The sequence below is a fragment of the Rhodococcoides fascians A25f genome (assembly GCF_000760935.2).
In the GTDB taxonomy this organism is placed as follows: domain Bacteria; phylum Actinomycetota; class Actinomycetes; order Mycobacteriales; family Mycobacteriaceae; genus Rhodococcoides.
Map to the genome: position 1 here is coordinate 3102531 of NZ_CP049744.1, position 21785 is coordinate 3124315.

The following is a 21785-nucleotide window of genomic DNA, read 5'->3' on the forward strand; positions in this document are numbered from 1 at the left end:
CGCTGCTTCATCCATACTGTGAACATGCGCACTTTCACCTCACCAGAGCAGATCAAAGCGGCCGTCGGCGAAGACCTCGGCACCAGTGACTGGCTGCAGATCACCCAGGAACGGGTCAACACCTTCGCCGACGCCACCGGCGATCACCAGTGGATTCACGTGGATGTCGAGCGGGCGAAGAAGGAAAGCCCGTTCGGCGCGCCGATCGCACACGGATTCCTGAGCCTGTCCCTGGTATCGATGCTCAACTGGCAGATCTACACCATCGAGAACACCAAGCTCGGAATCAACTACGGCTCCAACAAGGTTCGCTTCATCAACCCGGTGAAGGTCGGCGCCCACGTGCGCCTGCAGACCACCCTCGTCTCCGTCGAAGAGGTATCCGGCGGAGCACTACAGATGGTGACAGCGGGAACGTTGCAGATCGAGGGCGAGGACAAGCCGGCGCTGGTCGCCGAGATCATCTCTCGGGTCGTGTTCTGACCTCTGATCGAACAGGTGGATCGAACGCTGTGATCGGCGGCAGCGCTTCGTCGTAGCGTTCGATCTCCACCAGCACATGCTGTCCAGTGCATCCACGCGACAGCGAGGACGCCCCGTCGTCCGCGGTGAGTACGTTCACGCTGCCGTGCTTGCACATCGAGCCGGGATCAGCCGAATCGAGCGGGTCGTACCAGGCACCCGTGGACAGCTGGACCACCGTTTCCAGCATCGCGTCGTCGACAACGACACCGGCCAGGCACGAGCCACGGTCGTTGAACACCCGCACGACATCGGCGTCCGACACTCCCCTGGCCGCGGCCGCGGACGGGTGCATTCGTATCGGCTCTCGGCCCTGAATCTTCGAGTGTCGGCTCACCGCACCGTGATCGAGCTGACTGTGCAGCCTGGTGCGTGGCTGATTGGCGATCAGGTGCAACGGGAACTGCTGGGCGCGTGGCCCGCCGAGCCACTCCTGCGGCTCGAACCACATCGGATGCCCTCGGCAGTCGTCGTAGTCGAAGCTCGCAACCGTTGCCGAGAAGATCTCGATCTTGCCGCTCGGGGTGCGCAGGGCGTTCCCGACCGGGTCGGTTCGAAAGTCGTGGAGGAACGTCAGATCGTCCTCGGTCTGCATCCGAAACGACCCCTCGCGCCGGAAGGCCTCGAACTCCGGAGTATCGACGCCCCCGGCGCGTAGATATCCGCGCCATTGCCCGTACAGATGCTCCAGCCATTGCTGCGAGCTACGTCCCTCGGTGAACTGCTCGCCCACACCGAGTTTGGTCGCCAGCTCGGCGAAGGTGTCGTAGTCGTCGCGCGAATCCGCGTAGCGGGCCGCGGCCGGCTCCATCGCGACGAGCAACGGATCGTTGCGCGTACAGCTCAGGTCCGACCGTTCCAGTGACGTCGTCGACGGGACGACGATGTCGGCGTGCTTGGCCATCGGTGTCCAGTAGGGATCGTGCACCACGACGGTGTCGGGTCTACCGAGGGCGCGACGAAGCCGTCCGAGATCCTGGTGGTGGTGGAACGGATTGCCGCCGGCCCAGTAGACGACCTTGATGTCCGGGTACGTCAATCGCTGACCGTCGTAATCGAATTCGCCACCGGGATCGAGCAACATGTCCGAGACCGCAGCCACCGGAATCAGATCGGGCACCGGATTGATTCCCTGCGGCAGGGTCGGTAACGGATACGGCACCGGGGCCAGACCGGGCTCGTTCATCGAGCCGTAGCCGTGTCCGAATCCCCCGCCGGGCACGCCGATCTGACCCAACATCGATGCCAGCGTGATGCCCATCCACGGGGCCTGCTCGCCGTGCTGCGTCCGTTGCAGTGACCACGTGACGGTGACCATCGTGCGTTTCGACGCCATCTCCCGCGCGAGCTCCGCGATGTCCGCGGCCTCGATGCCGCAGATCGTCGACGCCCACTGCGGGGTCTTGGGTGTGCCGTCCGAAACGCCGAGCAGGTACCGCTCGAACTCCGGATAGCCCTCGCAGTACGTGTCGAGAAAGGCTGTGTCGTGCAACTTTTCGTCGGCGAGCACGAATGCGAGAGCCAACATCATCGCCACGTCGGTTCCGGGTCGCGGCGCGATCCATCGAGCGTCGCCGTTCATGTCGTTGCGCAGCGGACTGACCGAGACGATCTGTCCGCCGCGAGCACGCAACGCGTCGAGCGAATCGACCGTCGGATGGTCCGACGTACCGCCGTGATTGATACCGGTGTTCTTCACCGGAACGCCGCCGAAGGCCACGAGCAGTTCGGTGTGTGCGGCGATCACGTTCCAGGACGTGGAGCGCGAGAACATCTTCCAGTGCGCACCGAGTACGTGCGGCATGATGACACCGGTTGCACCCAGTGAGTAGCTGTGCACCGATCGGGTGTAACCGCCGATGCAGTTGAGGAATCGATGCACCTGACTCTGCGCGTGATGGAAGCGTCCGGCACTCGCCCACCCGTACGAGCCGCCGTAGATGGCGCTGTTGCCGTATGTGCCGACAACTCTGCGCAATTCGTTGGACAGCAGGTCGGTCAACTCGTCCCACGACACCTCGACGAACTCGTCGCTGCCACGGTCGTCGGTCGGCCCCGGGCCGCGCTCGAGCCAGCCTCTGCGTACCGCGGGTGAGGTAACGCGCGATCGATGTGTCACCGACCCGACGAGGTTGCCCAACACCGGGGAAGGATTGCTGTCCGAGATCTCGGGATGAACAGCGGTGACATCGCGTCCGTCCGACTCGGCACGAAACATGCCCCAGTGGCCCATGTGCTGGACGCCGGCCACTCCGGTCATCGAACTACCCCGGTCATCGAACTACCCCGGTCATCGAATTCCGAACGCGCTCAACGCTGCCAGCAGTGCATCCGGACGCTCGACCGTCGGTACGGGATCGACGAGCGCGAAGCTGCACCCGATCTCTCTCGCCGCACCGTCGGCCTCGGCGCTGTCGCCCACCATCAACGTCACCGAAGGGTCGACACCCAAGCTCGCGACTGCGTGCCGGAAGATCTCGGGCTGCGGTTTGACGTGACCTACCTCGAACGAGAGCACGAACTCGTCGACGTACCGATCGAGACCTCGATCGACGAACGCAGGACGGATGTCGAAGGCGATGTTGCTCAGCACACCGACCCGAATCGACTCGGCAGCAAGCTTTTTCAGGACCGACTCGGTGTCCGGGTACGGGGTCCACGAATCGGCATCGATCACCCGCCCGTAGACCGATTCTGCGTGCGCGGGATCGGTGACACCGGACTGCGCGAGCACGTGCAGATAGGCCTGCCGGTGCAGTGCCGGATCGAGGTCTCGGTTTCGCCAGGCATGACGCGTTGCATCGTCGAACTCGACCGTCTCGCCTACCGGCGCGGTCATACGCCGCATCAGTTCCGCGGCTCCGGCACCGTCGACCGGGGTTCCGTCTGCGTCATGGATGCCGTCGAACCAGGTGGGATCCTCCTCGAGCCTGAACAGCGTGCCCGAGAAGTCGAACAGAACGGCCTCGATCGTCGATGTGCCCGTCGTGGTCACGGCAGTGATTCGACGAGTGCGTCCACCTCGACCCGCGGGCCGGTGAAGAACGGAGTCTCCTCACGCACGTGCCGTCGCGCCTCGGTGGCACGCAGATCTCGCATCAGATCGACGATACGGTCCAACTCGGGTGCCTCGAAGGCCAGAATCCACTCGTAGTCGCCCAGTGCGAACGACGGCACGGTGTTCGCGCGCACGTCCTTGTAGTCACGCGCGGCCTTGCCGTGGTCGGCGAGCATCGTGCGGCGCTCGTCGTCGGGCAGCAGATACCAGTCGATCGACCGGACGAACGGGTAGACGCAGATGTACGCACCCGGATCCTCACCCGCGATGAAGGCCGGGACGTGACTCTTGTTGAACTCCGCCGGGCGGTGCAGTGCGGTGTTGCTCCAGACCGGAGTGCTTGCCTTGCCGAGCGCGGTGGTGCGCCGGAAGTCGGAGTAGGTGGCTTGCAGGTCCTCGATGCGCTCGGCATGCGTCCAGACCATGAAATCGGCGTCGGCGCGCATGCCGGCGATGTCGTACACACCCCGCACTGCGACGCCCTTGTCTTCACGACCTTCGAAGAAGACTTTCGCCTCCTTGGCTGCTGCGGCCCGATCGTCGCCCAGCACACCGGGCGTGACCTTGTAGACCGAGAACATCAGATAGCGGAGTGTCGAATTGAGCGCTGAGTAATCGAGGCGTGCCATGGCCCTATCGTGCCACTTCGATCAGCCGGGCGGCAGCGGTGGTGGCGGACGCAATACATGCGGGTACACCGACGCCGCGCTGCCAGGCTCCGGTGACCTCGAGGCCGGGTAGATCGGCGACGCCGGACTCGACGGCGGCGACGCGATCGAGGTGTCCGGGCGCGTATTGCGGCAAGCCGCCCGGCCAGCGCTGCACCGTCGCGGCCACCGGTCGCTCATCGATGCCGGCGACCGTCCGCAGATCGTTCGACGCTGTCTCGATCGACTCCTCGTCGGATCGGTCCGAGGCCGTGGAGTCGCCGAAGCGGCCGAGGGAGGCCCGCAGCAGTACCGCGTCACGCTCCCCCAGGTGTGGCCACTTCCGGCTCGACAACGTGAACGCTTTGACATCGAGGCCTGCGTCCGTGGCCACGAGAATGCCGGAGTTCTGGGGCAGCTCGGTCGCTTTCGGAAAGGCCAGCGCTACGACCACCGACGACGCCAGCTCGATACTGCATGCCGCCCGCGAGGCCTCGGGTGCCACCGCGGCGATCAGGTGACCGAGAACGGGCGCAGGTACCGCCAAGACCAGTCCGTCGACGACGCCCACGCGATCGACGTACCAGCCGTTCGCCTCACGGCGTACCTCGCCGATGCCTGCGCCGACGATCGTTCGGGCACCGGTCGCGGCGATCAGAGCATCGAGCAGCACCGCATAGCCGTCGCGCAGCCCGCCGAACACCGGTCCCGGCGACGGCGTGGGCAGTGCCGCCAGCACTGCCTCGGTCAGGCTCGCTGCCCCGCCGTCCAATGCAGCTGCCAACGTCGGAAGTGCCGCTCGGACGCCGATCGAGCTCGCCGAGCCGGAGTACACGCCGCCGAGCAAGGGATCAACCGAACGGCTCACGACCTGAGAGCCGAACCGGCTGCCCACGAGATCGGCCACGCTGACGTCCGAGCCCGCGGTCCACGTGAAGGGCCGTGTTGTTTCGGTCTCGATGAGGTGCAGTTCTTCCGGGTCCACCAGATCCCGCACGGAATCGGCAGAGGACGGGATACCCATCAAGGTGCCCAGCGGGAGCGCATGCGTTCGGCCGCCCGAGTAGACCAGCGGACGCGCCGACGACGGGTGCACCAGCTGATCCGACAGGCCGAGTTCGGCGAGCAGAGCCGGTACTTCCGGACGACGACCGATGAACGCTTCCGCGCCGACATCGAGCGACTCGGCACCGACCTCGGTGGTCCGCAGGGTGCCACCGAGGCGAGGGGATGCCTCGACGAGAGTGATCTCCGCATCGGGACCACAGGCCTGCCGGAGGCGATACGCCGAGACGAGGCCGGAGATCCCGCCGCCGACCACGGCGTAGCGCCGCAGCGTCACAACGAATGCACCAACGAGACCACCCGGGTCAGAATCTCGGGATCGGTGTCGGGCAACACGCCGTGTCCGAGATTGAACACATGCCCCCGCGCACCGGCCGCCACCGCGCGGTCGGCTTCGGCGGCAATACGTCGAACTTCGGTCTCGACGGCATCCCAGCCGGCGAACAGCACCGCCGGATCGAGATTTCCCTGCAGCACCTTGCCGCCGCCGACTCGGTGCACGGCGTCGTCGAGCGGAATCCGCCAGTCGACGCCGACCACATCGGCACCGGCCTCACCCATCGCACCGAGCAACTCGCCGGTGCCGACCCCGAAGTGAATCTTGGGAACACCGGCCGAGGACACGGCGTCGAACACTCGCGTCGAGTGCGGCAGCACGTACTCGCGGTAGTCGGCCAACGACAGTGCACCCGCCCACGAGTCGAACACCTGCACCGCGTCCACTCCGGCGGCCAACTGCGCCTGCAGGAATGTGATCGTCGTGGTCGCCAGCGCGTCGAGCAGGGCATGCCAGGTCGTCGGGTCCGAGCGCATCAGCGCCTTGGTCTTCTCGTGATTGCGGCTGGGGCCACCCTCGACCAGGTAGGACGCAAGGGTGAACGGCGCTCCTGCGAACCCGATGAGCGGCGTTCCCGCGAGCTCCCTGGTGAGGATCCGCACCGCATCGGCCACCGGCTCGACCTGATCGGCGGTCAACGTGGGCAGCGCCGCGACATCGGCCGCCGAACGCACCGGCTGAGCCACGACGGGACCGGTGCCGGCAACGATGTCGAGATCGATACCGGCAGCCTTGAGCGGAACCACGATGTCCGAGAACAGGATTGCCGCGTCGACATCGTGTCGACGGACAGGTTGCAGAGTGATCTCGGCCACCAGATCCGGCCGAAAGCACGAATCCAGCATGCCGATACCGGCGCGAATCTTTCGGTATTCGGGGAGCGACCTCCCGGCCTGACGCATGAACCACACCGGCCGACGCGAGGGCGTTTCACCGGCGATCGCGGCCAAGAACGGCGCGTCCGGGAGTTCTCGACGGGCGGGGGCTGTGGTGTGTGCTTCGACGTTCATCGCGTTCCATGCTGCCACGCGTCAGGAAAGCTTCTGCCACCAAGGGCGACACACCGACTTCGGTTCCATCACGGCTCGGCGCGCCTCCGCCGCCGGACAACGTGACGCGTCTAACGTCCGATCACGTGACCGAACCCGAATCCACCGCCGAACCTGCGCCTTTCCGCGCCGCCATCGACGCGATGCATCGGGCTCAGGTACACCCGGCGATCGAAATCGGTCCGATCCGGCCGCCGCAACGACTCGCGCCGTACAGCTACGCCATCGGGGCCGAGGTCAAGCACCCCGATTCCGAGCAGGTCGACGAACAGAGCGACGGCGACGCGTTCGGCCGCTTGATTCTGCTGTACGACCCCGACGGTGCAGAAGCCTGGAACGGCACGCTTCGACTGGTTGCCTACATTCAAGCGGACGTCGACGAATCGCTGGCCGACGATCCGCTGCTTCCCGAGGTCGGGTGGAGTTGGCTGGTCGACGCACTGGAGTCACGGTCGGAGCCGCTCAACGCACTCGGCGGCACCGTCACCTCGACCAGCTCGGTGCGTTACGGCGACATCGCCGGTCCCCCCAAGGCCCATCAGCTCGAACTTCGCGCGTCCTGGACCGCGACGTCCGAGGACCTCTCGACCCACGTCGAGGCCTTCTGCGAGGTTCTCGCGTACGCGGCAGGGCTGCCGCCCGCGGGCATCACGACCCTCGGTCAACGCAGTTCCAGCCGGACATAGTCTCCGGACCCACCGACCGTAGGGCTTAGAGTCACTGTCCATGTCAGCCGAGAGTTCCCCCGACGCCAAGTCGGACGACGCCACGTCGGACGAGCAGGTCAACGAGCCGGTCGCCGTTCCGTTGCTTGCGCCGGCTGACGGTGTGCCCGATGTCGTGGACACACCGGACGCCGTTCTCGCGGCCGCGAAGCTCCTCGCCGCAGGTCACGGGCCTCTCGCGGTCGATGCCGAACGCGCGTCGGGCTTTCGGTACTCCCAGCGCGCCTACCTGCTGCAGTTTCGTCGCCGCGGAGCGGGCACCGTTCTGCTCGATCCGATCCCGGTCACCGGCGACCTCGCGCCTCTCGCCGAGGTGATCAACCCGCTCGAATGGGTGCTGCACTCCGCCGATCAAGACCTCCCGGGGCTGGCCGAACTCGGCCTGGTCCCCGCCACGCTCTACGACACCGAGCTCGCCGGCCGTCTCGCCGGATTCGAACGCGTCGGCCTCGGTGCCATCGTCGAACGCACCCTCGGACTGGCGCTGCAGAAGGGTCACGGCGCTGCCGACTGGTCCACTCGTCCCCTGCCCGACACCTGGCTCAACTACGCCGCGCTCGACGTCGAAGTCCTTCTCGAGCTTCGCGACGAAATGGCCGCGGAGCTCGAACGACAAGGCAAAACAGACTGGGCGGCACAGGAATTCGCCCACATCCTCTCTCTCGGACCACCCAAACCCAAGACCGACAGGTGGCGTCGGACATCCGGGATTCACGCGATCAAGTCTCCCCGCACGCTCGCGGCCGTCCGCGAACTATGGACCACCCGAGACGAATTGGCGGCCAAACGCGATGTCGCGCCCAGCCGGGTCCTGCCCGACTCGGCGATCGTCGCCGCGGCGACGGCCGATCCGAAGACCTCGCGCGAGCTCGAGCAACTACCGGTCTTCGGCGGTCCTCGCCAGCGTCGATCTTCCCGCCTGTGGGCCTCGGCGCTCACGCGTGCGCGGGCCCTGCCGACCTCCGAGTTGCCATCCATGGCAGCGTCTTTCGACGGCCCGCCCCCGGTCAATCGATGGGCGCGTCGCGATCCCGACGCGGCGGCCAGGCTCGCCGACGTGCGAGCGGCGATGACCGAGCTCAGCGAGTCGGTGTCGGTTCCGGTCGAGAACCTCCTGATGCCGGATCTGCTCCGTCGATTGGTGTGGGATTGGCGCACTCCCGACGACGAAGGCCTCGATCCTGGAGAGCTGATCGACAGTCGGCTGACCGAGGGAGGGGCGCGGCCCTGGCAACGCTCGCTGGTGGTACCGGTTCTGGCAAAGGCACTCGACCCTTCCCAAGTTACCGACGGGTAATACCCGCTACAGTAGGTGGCGCGTCCGGGCACCCGGGCGAGTCGTCCGCATCTGTCGGGAGGATCGAAAAGCGTGTCTGTACCCGCGTCCACCAGCTCACAGAGGAATGTTGTCTTCGTCGACGGCATCCGTACCCCGTTCGGCAAAGCAGGCCCCAAGGGCATGTACGCCGACACTCGCGCAGACGACCTGGTCGTCAAGGCAATCCGCGAACTTCTTCGCAAGAACCCCAACCTCCCGCCCGAACGTATCGACGAGGTCGCCATCGCCGCGACCACGCAGACCGGTGACCAGGGGCTGACCATCGGCCGCACATCCGCCCTGCTCGCCGGACTCCCCCGCAGCGTCCCCGGCTTCGCCATCGACCGCATGTGCGCGGGCGCAATGACCTCGGTGACCACCACCGGATCCGGCATCGGCTTCGGCCAGTACGACGTCGTGATCGCCGGTGGCGTCGAGCACATGGGCCGCCACCCGATGGGTGAGGGCGTCGACCCCAACCCGCGCTTCCTCGCCGACAAGCTGGTCGATCCCAGCGCCCTGGTGATGGGCAACACCGCCGAGAACCTGCACGACCGGTTCCCGAGCATCACCAAGGACCGCACCGACGCCTACGCCGTCTCGAGCCAGAACAAGTACGACGCAGCGAAGAAGGCCGGCTACATCGCCGACACCCTCGTTCCCGTCGCCACCAAGTCCGCCGCAGGGTGGGGCCTGGCCACCGAGGACGAGCCGCCTCGTCCCGGCACCACCGTCGAAGACCTCGCCAAGCTCAAGACGCCGTTCCGCCCTGCCGGCCGCGTCACCGCAGGCAACGCCGCGGGACTCAACGACGGTGCCACCGCCGCGATCCTCGCCGGCGAGGACACCGCGCACGAACTCGGCCTGAACATCGGCATGCGCATGGTCGGCTTCAGCTTCGCAGGCGTCGACCCGGCCGTCATGGGCATCGGACCGGTCCCCGCGACCGAAAAACTGCTCAGCCGAACGGGATTGAGCATCGAAGACATCGGCCTTTTCGAGATCAACGAGGCCTTCGCCATCCAGGTACTCGCCTTCCTCGAGCACTACGGCATCGCCGACGACGATCCCCGCGTCAACCAGTGGGGCGGAGCCATCGCGTGCGGCCACCCCCTCGCCTCCTCCGGCGTTCGCCTGATGACGCAACTGAGCCGCCAGTTCGCCCAGCAGCCCGACGTCCGCTACGGCCTGACGACCATGTGCATCGGTCTCGGCATGGGCGGCACCGTCATCTGGGAGAACCCCAACCACGCTGACTACTCGGGAGCAGCCAAATGAGTGACATCACCACCGCGTTCGAAGACGAGGTCGTCACGAACGCGTTCACCAAGATCGTCTCCGTACCGGGGCTCGACGGCTCCATCGCCCTCGTGACACTCGACAACGGCTTCGATCACACCAAGCCGTCGACCTTCGGTCCCGGCGGACTGGCCAAGTTCGACGCCGCACTGGACGAGGCCTTCGCGGCCAACCCGGTGGCCATCGCCGTCACCGGCAAGCCGTTCATCTTCGCCGTCGGTGCCGACCTCAACGGTGTGCCGAACATCAAGACCAAGGACGAGGCGCTGCAGATCGGGCAGCTCGGGCACAAGGTCTTCCGTCGCCTGCGCGAATCCACGATTCCGACGTTCGCCTTCATCAACGGTGCCGCGCTCGGCGGTGGCCTCGAAGTGGGACTGCACTCGCACTACCGGACCGTCGCGGAGAACGCGGCCGCACTCGGTTTGCCCGAGGCCTTCCTCGGCCTGGTGCCGGGATGGGGCGGAACCCAGTTGCTGCCCAACATCATCGGAGCCTCGAACGCCGTCACCGTCGTCATCGAGAACGCACTGAACCAGAACCGCGTCCTCAAGCCGCAGCAGGCACTCGACCTCGGCATCGCCGACGCCCTCTTCGGCGGAGCCGATTTCCTCGAGCAGTCCCTCGCGTGGGCCGCTCAGGTGATCAAGGGCGAGATCACCCCGGCTCGGCCCGAGATCGACCGCGGACAGGCGTGGGACGACGCCATCGCCCGCGCCAAGGGCATCGTCGCAGGCAAGACCAACAACTTCGCCCCCGGCCCCGTCGCCGCTGTCGAACTGCTCGAGCTCGCCAAGAACACCGACATCACCGACTCCGCCTCGCTCGACACGGCCTTCGCCGCCGAGGACGAGGCCCTGTCCACGTTGCTGGTCAAGGACGAGCTCCGCGCCGGGCTGTACGCCTTCGATCTGGTGCAGAAGCGCGCAAAGCGGCCTGCCGGTGCACCCGACAAGTCGTTGGCGCGCAAGATCTCCGGCGTCGGCATCGTCGGTGCCGGTTTGATGGCCAGCCAGCTCGCGCTGCTGTTCGTGCGGCAGCTCAAAGTGCCGGTGATCCTCACCGACATCGATCAGGAGCGCATCGACAAGGGCGTCGGCTACGTGCACGGCGAGATCGACAAGCTGCTCGGCAAGAAGCGCCTGTCCCCCGACGCCGCAAATCGATTGAAGGCGTTGGTTTCCGGCTCGATCGACAAGTCCGCGTTCGCGAACACCGACTTCGTCATCGAGGCCGTGTTCGAGAACCTCGACGTCAAGAAGAAGGTGTTCGCCGAGGTCGAGGAATTCGTCTCTGCCGAAACGATTCTCGCGACCAACACCTCCTCGTTGTCGATCACCAAGATGGCGGCCGATCTGAAGCACCCCGAGCGGGTCGTCGGCTTCCACTTCTTCAACCCCGTGGCCGTGCTTCCGCTGCTCGAGGTCGTCAAGGGCGAGAAGACCGACGACGCCACTCTCGCAACGGCATTCGCGACGGCCAAGACACTGAAGAAGTCGGCCGTGTTGTCGGCCGATCTCCCCGGATTCGTCTTCAACCGTCTCGTCACCCGCGCGTCCAACGAGATCATCAGTGCCATCGACGAGGGCACCCCGTTCGACGTCGCCGACGGCGCAGTGGGCGAACTCGGCATGCCGATGAGCCCGCTGACCCTGCTGGCTCTCGTCGGCCCTGCGGTCGCACTGCACACGGCCGAAACGCTGGCCGAGGCATACCCGGAGCGGTTCAAGGACTCCCCCGGATTCCGTGCACTCGTCGAGGCGAAGAAGCCGGGCGTGTGGACCTACGGCCCCGACGGCCAGGTCGTCGATCCCGAGGTGGCTGCACTGTGGCCACAGGGAGATTCGCCGTCCACTGCCGAGCAGGTGCTCGAACGCACCCGCAACGCCTTCGCCGACGAGATCCGGATCATGCTCGACGAGGGCGTAGTAGCGGCTGCCGAGGACATCGACCTCTGCCTGCTCCTGGGCGGCGGCTTCGGATTCTGGAACGGCGGCATCACCCCGTACCTGGACCGTAGCGGCGCATCCGAGGCCGCAACCGGTCAGCGCTTCCTCGCCCCGGGTGTAGCCAGCGTCTAGAACCGCCCGCCGAGTTCGAGGTTGTGGACGAATTTCTCCGGATTTTCGTCCATGACCTCGAACTCGACAGGCCACCGACGCAGTCGAGTTCGTCTAGTTTCGAACTCGATGACCACGCAGACAGAACATGATGCAGCCGCCGACCGAGACCACCTGATTCGGGTCGGATATCGCATGTTGGGCTCGTACAGCGAGGCCGAGGACGCGGTCCAGGAAGCATTCGTTCGGTGGTACCGGCTCAGCGAACGCGAGCGCGCCGCGATCGACGTCCCCCTGGCGTGGATGACCCGTGTCGTCAGTCGCATCTGCCTCGATGTGCTGGGATCTGCGCGAGCACGTCGTGAGCACTATGTCGGTCAATGGCTGCCGGAACCCGTTCCCGGCCGCGACTCATCGCTGCCGACTCCCGACCCCGCCGACCGAGTCGCTCAGGACGATTCGGTGAGCCTGGCGTTGCTGATAGTGATGGACGCTCTCGGTCCGGCAGAACGGGTCGCGTTCGTGCTGCACGACGTGTTCGCGTTGCCGTTCGACCAGATCGCACTCACCCTGGACCGTTCCCCTGCCGCCTGCCGTCAACTTGCATCCACCGCGCGTAAACACGTTCGGAAGCGGCATGCCGGCGAGAGCGACCCGGTAGAGCACGACCGACTCGTTCGCGCGTTCGCCGCAGCGTCGGGTAGCGGGTCTATCGCAGCGCTCACCGCCGTTCTCGCCCCCGAGGTTTCGCTGGTCAGCGACGGCGGCGGAAAGATCAGCGCCGCACGCAATCAGGTTCTCGGCTCCGACCGTGTGGCGCGATTCATCCGCGGAATCACCGCGAAGTCCACCGAACTCGACGGGTCCATCGAACCGGTGAACGGAGCGTCCGGCATCGTCTTTCGGCGCGACGATACCGTTTTCGCCGTTGTCGGTTTCCGTATCGCGGGCGGCGTCGTGGCGAATGTATGGATCGTCCTCAATCCGGACAAGCTCAGACACTGGGATTGAACACGCAGACATTTCCGTGCGCTGTGTCGTCAGTAGATCATGAAGCCGAAACCCAAGAGCCTGATCGTGTGCGCATCGGGTCCGCACAGAAACACCCGGAAGATCGCCGAGACCATCGCCACTGCGCTCGACGCGGAGGTCACGACACCGGATCTGATAGACCCCGCTCTCATCACGGAGTACGACCTGGTCGGATTCGGATCGGGTATCTACATGGGCAAACATCACCACCAACTCCTCTCGTTCGTGGCGTGCTTGCCGAACGTGAACTGCCATAGGGCATTCGTATTCGCAACCAGCGGATTTGCCGATTCTCCGCTGAATCGATTCTCCCGCTCTCTCACAGTCCCGTTGAACAGCAAGGGCTTCGAGATTTCGGATAGCTTCTCGTGCCGAGCCAAAGACACCTTTTTTCCCTTCGCTCCCTTCGGTGGAATTCGAAAGGGCCATCCGGACGATGTCGATCTGCGGCGCGCTCGACTGTTCGCCGAGCAGTTGAGAACAACGCAGGAGAGCTGGACTTCGATCGGGGATATGCGATGAAGCTAGCCGTAGCGGGTGGAACAGGAACCGTCGGAGTGCATGTCGTCGAGGCCGCTCGTGAACGCGGACACGACGTGGTCGTGCTGTCGCGATCGGCGGGCATAGATCTCGTGAGCGGGTCAGGACTGTCCGACGCATTGTCCGGCATCGATGCGGTGATCGACGTCGCGTCGACACAGACGATCTCGGCAAAAGAATCGACGGCGTTCTTCGCCGCCGTCACCAGCAACCTACTGACGGCCGAGACCGAGGCCGGTGTCGATCATCACCTGCGCTGTCCATCGTGGGAATCGACCGAGCCCCGCACGCGTACTACGCCGGAAAGGTGGACCAGGAAAGGATTGTTCGCGCCGGAACCGTGCCGTGGACGATTCTTCGAGCCACCCAGTTCCACGAATTCGCCGGCCAGATTCGCGCACAGATGTCGTTCGGTCCGGTGAGCATCATCCCGAAGATGGTCTCGCAACCGATCGCCGCACGAGAAGTAGCCGAACGATTGATCGACCTGGCAGAGCAGTCCCCGGCCGGCCGAGTCGCAGACCTCGGTGGACCACGTGAAGAACGTATGGCAGAGATGGTGCGGCGCGACGCACGGGCCATCGGTTCCCGAGGCCTGGTGCTCGAGATTCCAATTCCCGGCGCGTACGGTCGCGCAATGCGAGACGGAACGCTGGTCACCACAACCGATTCGGATCACGGTCGACAGACCTTCGATGAATGGTTGGCCGCCCGGACGGGCTGAGTCGCCTTTGTCGAACTCGAAGTTATGGACGACTTTCATCGATTTTCCGTCCACAACTTCGAGTTCGACAGTGCAATTTCGGACAATTCACCCTTCCGAACAATGCAAACGGCGACGTGTCGAAAATCGAGTCCATTTCACACCCATGTCGCAGTGCCGAGGACGATGATGGCGAACGACCACCATGGACGCTGGTTCACCTCGAAAGCTGGGTCACGCGATGACGCAATCAACCGATCGGTACACCGCCAAAGTTATCGGAGTCACCATTGCCGCTGCCGTCGGCGGCTTCCTGTTCGGATTCGACTCGTCCGTGGTCAACGGCGCGGTCGATTCCATCCAGGAAAACTTCGCACTGTCGTCGTTCGTCACCGGCTTCGCGGTAGCGATCGCGCTTCTCGGCTGTGCGGTCGGTGCCTGGTTCGCCGGCCGGCTCGCCGACAGCTGGGGCCGCAAGAAGGTGATGTTGCTCGGTTCCGCACTGTTCACCATCTCGTCCGTGGGCTCCGGGTTCGCCTTCAGCGTCCCGGATCTGATGCTGTGGCGAGTGCTCGGCGGACTGGGCATCGGCATCGCGTCGGTGATCGCACCCGCCTACATCTCGGAAATCGCACCGGCTCGCTACCGCGGTGGATTGGCATCGCTGCAACAGCTGGCGATCACGATCGGCATTTTCGCCGCGCTCCTCTCGGACGCGGTGCTGCAGAATGCGGCAGGCGGGCCGTCGAACGATCTGTGGTTCGGTCTCGAAGCCTGGCGATGGATGTTCCTCGTCGGCGTGGCACCCGCTCTCGTCTACGGCTTTCTCGCCACACTGATTCCTGAGTCACCGAGATACCTCGTCGGCAAACACCTCGACGAGGAGGCGGCTCGCATTCTCGGTGAGATCTCCGGAGAAGTGAACCCGAACGAGCGAGTCAAGGAAATCCGTCTAACCTTGCGCCGAGAGTCCACGTCCTCGTTCGGCGACATTCGTGGCCCGAAATTCGGTTTGCAACCCATCGTCTGGGTCGGCATCACGATGGCGATCCTGCAACAGTTCGTCGGAATCAATGCCATCTTCTATTATTCGACGACACTGTGGAAGTCCGTCGGGTTCAGCGAGAACCAGTCGTTCGTCACGTCGGTCATCACCTCCGTCATCAACGTCTCGATGACATTCGTCGCCATCTTGTTCGTCGATCGATTCGGACGTCGAAATCTGCTCATGATCGGCTCGATCGGAATGTTCGTCGGCCTGGTACTCGCGGCCGTCTCGTTCACTCAGGCAGTGGGCAGCGGCGACCAACTGGAGTTGCCGTCGCCCTGGGGTCCCGTCGCGCTGGTGGGTGCCAACCTGTTCGTCGTCTTCTTTGCCGCTACCTGGGGACCGATCATGTGGGTGATGCTCGGAGAAATGTTCCCCAACCGAATGCGTGCGGTCGCACTCGGCATCAGTACCGCGGCGAACTGGGTCGCGAATTTCGCCATCACCCTTGCATTCCCGCCACTGTCCGACACCATCGGACTGGGATTCATCTATTCGTTCTTCGCGTTCTTCGCAATCCTGTCGTTCTTCTTCGTCAAGTACAAGATCAGGGAGACCAAGGGTATGGAGCTCGAGGACATGGTGATCTGACATGCCGATGTTCGTCGTCGAGTACGCGTACTCACCCGAAACATCTTCCGGCCGTGACGATCACCGGACCGATCACCGCGCGTGGTTGCGTGAACTGGAGCGTCGCAAGATCCTCAGGTCGTCGAGCCCGCTCGCCGATCACAGCGGCGCAACGATGATCGTCGAAGGTGTGGACAAGGAAAGTGTGGAACGCATGTTCGCACATGACCCGTTCGCAACGGCCCATCTGATCGACCGAGTTCGGGTGAGCGAGTGGGCGACGGGCGCATAGCCCGTCGCCGACGATCAGAGGCTCTTGGCCCAGCCCGAGACCCGCTGCACGACGTCCTCGCACGTGAGGCCGAGTTCGTGGTGCAGCTGCTCACGCGACGCGTGATCCAGGAATCGTTGTGGCACACCGAGATCGCGACACGGTGTATCGACGCCTGCCGCGCGCAACGCGGCCGACAGAGTCGAGCCGATTCCGCCGTGCACACCGCTGTCCTCGATGGTCACCACCAAGCGGTAGTCCTCGGCCAACTTCAGCAAGGACTCGGGAATCGGGAGTACCCATCGCGGATCCACCACGGCCACCGAGATGCCGTCGTGTCGAAGTTTCTTCGCTGCGTCGAGGGCAAGTGAACCGAACACACCGACCGCGACGATCAGCACATCGCCGGTTGCATCGGTCGGCTCGGCGAGCACGTCGACGATTCCGTCCAGTCGACGCACGGCCGATACGGTCTCGGTCACCGCTCCCTTCGGGAAGCGCAGCGCAGTAGGCCCGTCGGACGTTGCAATTGCCTCGGCCAACTCCTCTCGCAGAGTGTCGGCATCGCGAGGTGCCGCCACCTTCATCCCCGGTACGATGCCGAGCAGCGACATGTCCCACATGCCGTTGTGGCTGGCACCGTCCGCGCCGGTGACGCCCGCGCGATCCAGAACCACCGTGACCGGCAGCCCGAGCAACGCCACGTCCATCAGCAACTGATCGAACGCGCGGTTGAGGAAGGTCGAGTAGATGGCGACCACCGGATGCATGCCCCCGAGAGCCAAACCGGCCGCCGACGTCATTGCATGCTGCTCGGCGATACCGACGTCGAAAAGCCGATCGGGAAACCGAACCCCGAACGCAGCGAGACCAGTGGGCGCGGCCATCGCAGCGGTGATCGCGACGACGTCGTCGTTCTGTTCGCCCTGCTCGATCAATGCCGCCGAGAACACCGAGGTCCAGTCCGGTGCCGACTTCGACCGAGCGAGTCCGGTCGCCGGATCGATGACACCGGTGGCATGCATCTGGTCTGCTACGTCGTTCTCGGCATGGACGTAGCCCATTCCCTTGCGCGTCACCGCGTGCACGATGACCGGTCCGCCGTAAGCCTTGGCCCGGCGCAGTGCGGATTCCATCGCATGCTGATCGTGGCCGTCCACCGGTCCCAGATATTTGATGCCGAGATCGGTGAACATCACCTGCGGACTGATGGCGTCCTTCACACCGGCCTTCATGCCGTGGAGCATCCGGTAGGCGGTGGGCCCGACGACAGGGATCTTGCGCACGATGCGGCGCCCGTTGTCCAGAATCTTCTCGTACTCGGGCTGGAGCCGCAGCGCCGCCAGATGATCGGCCAGGCCGCCGATGGTCGGGGCGTACGAGCGTCCGTTGTCGTTGACCACGATGATCAAGGATCGGTCGCGGCCGGCCGCAATGTTGTTGAGTGCTTCCCAGCACATGCCGCCGGTGAGCGCACCATCGCCGACGACGGCTACGACGTGCCGATCGGTCTCGCCCTTGAGCGCGAACGCCTTCGCCAAGCCGTCGGCATAGGACAGCGAGGCCGACGCGTGCGAGGACTCAACCCAATCGTGTTCGCTCTCGACCCGGGACGGATAGCCCGAGAGGCCGCCCTGTTTGCGCAGCGTGTCGAACAAGCCGGTACGACCGGTCAGCATCTTGTGCACGTAAGCCTGGTGGCCCGTGTCGAAGATGACGGGATCACGTGGTGAATCGAAGATGCGGTGGATCGCCAGTGTCAGCTCCACCACGCCGAGGTTGGGACCGAGGTGGCCCCCGGTGGCCGATACCTTCTCGACGAGAAACGCACGGATCTCGCGAGCCAATTCGGCCAGCTCCGCGCTACCGAGGTCGCGCAAGTCCTCGGGCGTCTGAATTCGCGCTAGGACACCCAACGAGATCGCTCCCTCCGGCCGGAAAAACACTGGACAATTCAGTCTACGGAGTCGCTGTGCTCGCGCTGCTCCGCCCAGCGTGGTGTCGGTGACACTACCGTCGCCCATCGATGTGCCCTGGATCAGCCGCCCCTAACCTCGACGGTGGGCGAATCGGACACCACACATACAGTGACGCCCATGAGCAACGTCGTCGATGCCATCCTGTGCCGCGTTCACGAACTGTGCCGAGACGACACGTCCGGGCAGGTGGCCGACTACATTCCAGAGCTTGCCGCTGTCACACCGGACGGCTTCGGAATAGCACTCACCACCACCGACGGTTACGTCTACGAGGTCGGCGACACCCGACTACCCTTCACGATCCAATCGATCTCCAAGCCCTTCACCTACGCGCTGGCTCTGGCCGATCGCGGACTCGATGCCGTCGCGAACAAGATCGATATCGAGCCGTCCGGTGAGCCGTTCAACGAGATCAGCCTCGACCCGGTCACCGAGCGGCCACGCAACCCGATGATCAACGCCGGTGCGATCACGTCGGCATCTCTCATCGCCGGCCGTACTCCGCAGGATCGATTCGAGCGAATACGGGCCTCCTACTCACGCTATGCAGGGAGGTCTCTGACCTTCAACGATGCCGTCTACCGTTCGGAGGCGCGCACCGGTAACCGGAACCGCGCCATCGGATACATGCTCCGTTCGTTCGACATCATCGAACAGGACCCGGACGCCGCCGTCGATCTGTACTTTCGTCAGTGCTCGATAGATGTCACCGCGGCGGACCTCGCGATGATGGCGGCAACCATGGCCAACAACGGTGTCAATCCGCGCACCAGAGAACGCGCGCTGGCACCTGCTCTGGTCGAACGAGTGTTGTCGGTGATGACCACGTGCGGGATGTACGACGGCGCAGGCGATTGGGTGGCACAGGTGGGAATGCCGGCCAAGAGCGGAGTCGGAGGCGGGATTCTCGCGGTACTGCCCGGCCAGATGGGGATCGCCGTCTACTCGCCGCGGCTCGATTCCCATGGAAACAGCGTGCGCGGGGTCGCCGCCTGCCGAGAACTGTCGAGCCGGCTCGAACTGCACTTCCTACACGTCACACGAGCGGCGAAGTCCTCCATCCGGCGTCGATACGTGCTCACCGAGGCGCCGTCGCGCAAAAGGCGCTCCGACGTCGAACAGGCCACCCTGGCCGCGGTGGGAGATCGCGCCCGAGTGTACGAATTGCACGGTGACCTGCTGTTCTCCGGTGCCGAGACCGCAGTCCGTGAGATCGGAAATCTGGATCGAGAGCTGGACGCACTCGTCATCGACGTCCGCGGCGTCGACGAGGTCAGTGCCATCGCTCGCAGCATGTTCGAGGATCTTCGCCGGGATCTGGCCGAACACGGCTGTGTGGTGTGCCTGGTGGACCCCCGGGCGATCATGGGACACACCACCTCGAGTCTCGACCCGGCCGATCCGGCGGGTCGTGTCTACTCGAGCCTGGGGTCGGCCATCCAGTGGGCCGAGAACCTTCTGCTCGATCGACATTGTGCAGGTCTGCGACAGCCCACCGAGATCACAGCAGCCGAGCACCCGTTGCTCGCAGGACTGTCGGCCGCCCAGTACGAGGCGGTGAGCCCCTATCTCGAGAAGCGACATTACGCGCGCGGAGACATCATCGTGCATCACGGCGACGCGGCCGCAGGCCTGTTTCTCATGCTGCGCGGCGAGGTGACGTCGACGACCGTGTCGGCCGACGGCGGTACGCATCGGATCACGACGCTGTCGCCCGGGATGAGCTTCGGCGAGATGCCGCTGTTGATGGCAGTGCCGTTTCTGCTCGACATGGTGGCGGACACACCGGTCGACCTCGTGGTGGTGTCGGTACCGCACTTCGAGGCGCTGACTCGGGACGCACCCGAGGTCAAGCTTGCCCTCTTGGAGAATCTGGCGACCGGCGCCTACAGCCAAATGGCAGCGGTGATCAGAACGCTCGGGCGGTTCGACATCGGTATCTGACACCGACGGCCGAACCGCCCGAGGCGAACGTGGATCGGTCAGGCACCCAACGTCAGCATCGTGAGCACCTCGGTGGGCTGCGGCGACCCACCCGCGGGCTCGAGGGAGAACGCGAAGTTCGTCGATGTGCCGAGGCCGTCGACCACCGTGCCCGATTCCGACGTGAGCTGATCCTCGGTCACGACGCCGGCCGATCGAGGCGAACCGTCGACGAACCACATCTGATAGACGCGGCCGGGCGGCGGTTGCGGAACCCCGTCGAGATCGACGACGACCGCGTCCTGCGAGAGCGAATACGCCACGGTTGCCGATCCGCCACCGGGGAACTCCGCCGTCGCCTGACGTGCATCGGGTGCCGCTACGATCTGGTCCGCCTGCGACGGCTGGGGATCGTTGCCCATCGTCTGCGTGACGACCACCACGCCGCCGACGGCGACGATCACTGCGGCAGCGGCCGACATTATCGAGTAGCGCCAGGACTTCGAGCGCTCGCGCCGATGCCGGTGCAGCGGAGTCACATTCGGAGGTAGCTTCCGAACCGTTGGCTCCTGGTCGCTCGAGGCGACCCGATCGAGCACCGCCCGGCGCAGTCGGTCTGGGGCGGTAGTCGCGTCGACTGCTGCGGCCAACGCCAGGGTCTCGTGGATCTCGGTCACGAGGACGTCGAACTGAGCACGCGCGGTGTCGTCCACGCGTAACCGTTCGGTCTCTATGTCGCGTCGCTCGGATTCGGTCGTCGCGTGAAGGGCGTAGACCTCGGCGTCGTCGAGCAGGCGTTGCCGTGACGATTCGCTCATTGCGGGATCACCCCCAGGCATGTCTTCAATTTGATCAATCCGTCTCGTATGCGCGATTTGATGGTAGGAACGGCGACCCCGAGCCGCTCCGCAACTTCGCGATAGGTGTAACCGCTGTAGTAAGCCATTCGTACCGACTCGCTCTGCGTATCGGTCAAGGTTTCCAGACAGGCCACGACGGCCTCCGATTCGAGCCTCTGAGTCACCGTCTCGAGTACTTCGTCGTGCTCGGGCGTGTGGCTCACTGCGCCGTACGCCGCCTCACGGTCGGTACCCGACTGCTCGCTGCGAACACGATCGACCGCCCGGCGGTGAGCCAGCGTCATGATCCAGGCGAGCGGACTCCCCTGATTCGGGTCGTAATTCGGTGCCGCGCGCCAGATCTGGAGGAACACCTCCTGCGCGGTCTCCTCGCTGTATCCCGGGTCGCGAAGCACCCGCAGCACCATGCCGTAGACGCGAGCGGACGTGGCGTCGTACAGCTCTGCGAATGCGGTTCGATCGCCCTGTGCAACAGATGCCATGAGCCGCCGAAGACGGTCCGTCTCTTCGGCTCGCAAATTCTTCAACTGTGGACTGGGGACCGCGCAGACCGCGCTGTCGTCCGTGTAGCCCTCGGCAGCGTCGGACACCCGGTCACGGCCGGCATCCGACGATCCGGACAACGGCGCGTTCATCGAAAGGTCGTCCCAACAGACGGGTTCATGATCGAGTTCATCGAACACGACACTAGTGGTCATAGTGCTCTCATATCGAAACCTCCGCGTTTTCCCGCCGCGGTACATATTCGGAACAAACCGGCCGGAGGATGGTTCGGGTTC

The 21785-nt window shown here is 64.8% G+C and carries 19 protein-coding genes and 1 pseudogene; 12 read left to right on the top strand and 8 right to left on the bottom strand.

From position 1 onward, the window contains the following. The first annotated feature begins 24 nt into the window (after positions 1-24). The gene (locus BH93_RS14570) at positions 25-483 is read left to right on the top strand and encodes a MaoC family dehydratase (RefSeq protein WP_045195371.1); all 459 of its coding nucleotides are present in this window, start codon (positions 25-27) and stop codon (positions 481-483) included. Here BH93_RS14570 and BH93_RS14575 read toward each other — a convergent pair. The 5 genes from BH93_RS14575 to hemE are packed head-to-tail and all read right to left on the bottom strand — an operon-like array spanning position 461 to position 6639. Then, the gene (locus BH93_RS14575) at positions 461-2782 is read right to left on the bottom strand and encodes a molybdopterin-dependent oxidoreductase (RefSeq protein WP_165712715.1); all 2322 of its coding nucleotides are present in this window, start codon (positions 2780-2782) and stop codon (positions 461-463) included. The genes BH93_RS14570 and BH93_RS14575 overlap by 23 nt on opposite strands. 30 nt (positions 2783-2812) lie before the next feature. Continuing rightward, positions 2813-3517, bottom strand: coding sequence for an HAD family hydrolase (locus tag BH93_RS14580; protein WP_037173887.1), 705 nt, complete (start codon positions 3515-3517; stop codon positions 2813-2815). Further along, a complete protein-coding gene (gene hemQ / locus BH93_RS14585) occupies positions 3514-4209 on the bottom strand; it encodes a hydrogen peroxide-dependent heme synthase (RefSeq protein ID WP_032377758.1) in 696 nt (231 codons plus the stop codon). Before hemQ ends, BH93_RS14580 begins: the two co-directional genes overlap by 4 nt. 4 nt (positions 4210-4213) lie before the next feature. Next, entirely contained in the window at positions 4214-5569 is a 1356-nt protein-coding gene (locus BH93_RS14590; RefSeq protein ID WP_037173888.1) for a protoporphyrinogen oxidase, read from the bottom strand. Further along, a complete protein-coding gene (gene hemE / locus BH93_RS14595; protein ID WP_037174327.1) occupies positions 5566-6639 on the bottom strand; it encodes a uroporphyrinogen decarboxylase in 1074 nt (357 codons plus the stop codon). The genes BH93_RS14590 and hemE overlap by 4 nt, the downstream gene beginning before the upstream one ends. Positions 6640-6764: 125 nt before the next feature. Between hemE and BH93_RS14600 the strand changes: the two genes are divergently transcribed. The 10 genes and pseudogenes from BH93_RS14600 (at position 6765) to BH93_RS14640 (ending at position 16265) form a co-directional block, all read left to right on the top strand. After that, on the top strand, positions 6765-7364 hold the full coding sequence (locus BH93_RS14600) for a DUF3000 domain-containing protein (RefSeq protein WP_032377756.1): 600 nt from the start codon (positions 6765-6767) through the stop codon (positions 7362-7364). A 40-nt stretch (positions 7365-7404) separates the two neighbouring features. Further along, entirely contained in the window at positions 7405-8700 is a 1296-nt protein-coding gene (locus tag BH93_RS14605) for an HRDC domain-containing protein (protein ID WP_037173889.1), read from the top strand. A gap of 72 nt (positions 8701-8772) precedes the next feature. Further along, positions 8773-9999 carry a thiolase family protein gene (locus BH93_RS14610; protein WP_037173890.1) on the top strand — a complete coding sequence of 409 codons (1227 nt, stop codon included), beginning with the start codon at positions 8773-8775 and terminating at the stop codon, positions 9997-9999. After that, the gene (locus BH93_RS14615; RefSeq protein ID WP_037173891.1) at positions 9996-12101 is read left to right on the top strand and encodes a 3-hydroxyacyl-CoA dehydrogenase NAD-binding domain-containing protein; all 2106 of its coding nucleotides are present in this window, start codon (positions 9996-9998) and stop codon (positions 12099-12101) included. Before BH93_RS14610 ends, BH93_RS14615 begins: the two co-directional genes overlap by 4 nt. Before the next feature lie 108 nt (positions 12102-12209). Beyond that, a complete protein-coding gene (gene sigJ / locus BH93_RS14620; protein WP_037173892.1) occupies positions 12210-13091 on the top strand; it encodes an RNA polymerase sigma factor SigJ in 882 nt (293 codons plus the stop codon). A 39-nt stretch (positions 13092-13130) separates the two neighbouring features. Beyond that, complete coding sequence (locus BH93_RS14625) at positions 13131-13634, top strand: flavodoxin family protein (RefSeq protein ID WP_037173894.1); 504 nt, start codon at positions 13131-13133, stop codon at positions 13632-13634. After that, a pseudogene (locus BH93_RS27970) lies at positions 13631-13852 on the top strand (NAD-dependent epimerase/dehydratase family protein); the annotation flags it as partial. The gene BH93_RS14625 and the pseudogene BH93_RS27970, both read left to right, overlap by 4 nt. 65 nt (positions 13853-13917) lie before the next feature. Further along, positions 13918-14376, top strand: coding sequence for an SDR family oxidoreductase (locus tag BH93_RS27975; protein WP_242459267.1), 459 nt, complete (start codon positions 13918-13920; stop codon positions 14374-14376). A gap of 220 nt (positions 14377-14596) precedes the next feature. Next, entirely contained in the window at positions 14597-15994 is a 1398-nt protein-coding gene (locus BH93_RS14635) for a sugar porter family MFS transporter (protein WP_032377749.1), read from the top strand. 1 nt (position 15995) lies between these two features. Beyond that, the gene (locus BH93_RS14640; protein WP_032377748.1) at positions 15996-16265 is read left to right on the top strand and encodes a YciI family protein; all 270 of its coding nucleotides are present in this window, start codon (positions 15996-15998) and stop codon (positions 16263-16265) included. A gap of 14 nt (positions 16266-16279) precedes the next feature. Here BH93_RS14640 and dxs read toward each other — a convergent pair whose 3' ends face one another. Then, entirely contained in the window at positions 16280-18160 is a 1881-nt protein-coding gene (gene dxs / locus BH93_RS14645) for a 1-deoxy-D-xylulose-5-phosphate synthase (RefSeq protein ID WP_032378444.1), read from the bottom strand. A 180-nt stretch (positions 18161-18340) separates the two neighbouring features. Here dxs and glsA point away from each other — a divergent pair, with 180 nt between their 5' ends. Then, positions 18341-20167: a glutaminase A gene (gene glsA, locus BH93_RS14650; protein WP_037174329.1), complete on the top strand. Its 1827-nt coding sequence runs from the start codon at positions 18341-18343 to the stop codon at positions 20165-20167. Between the two features lie 38 nt (positions 20168-20205). On the opposite strand, the gene BH93_RS14655 is transcribed toward glsA, so the two are convergent. Together BH93_RS14655 and BH93_RS14660 are read right to left on the bottom strand one after the other, a co-directional pair. Then, the gene (locus BH93_RS14655; RefSeq protein ID WP_037173895.1) at positions 20206-20964 is read right to left on the bottom strand and encodes an anti-sigma factor; all 759 of its coding nucleotides are present in this window, start codon (positions 20962-20964) and stop codon (positions 20206-20208) included. Continuing rightward, positions 20961-21641 carry a sigma-70 family RNA polymerase sigma factor gene (locus tag BH93_RS14660; protein ID WP_371829173.1) on the bottom strand — a complete coding sequence of 227 codons (681 nt, stop codon included), beginning with the start codon at positions 21639-21641 and terminating at the stop codon, positions 20961-20963. Before BH93_RS14660 ends, BH93_RS14655 begins: the two co-directional genes overlap by 4 nt. Positions 21642-21785: the final 144 nt, after the last annotated feature.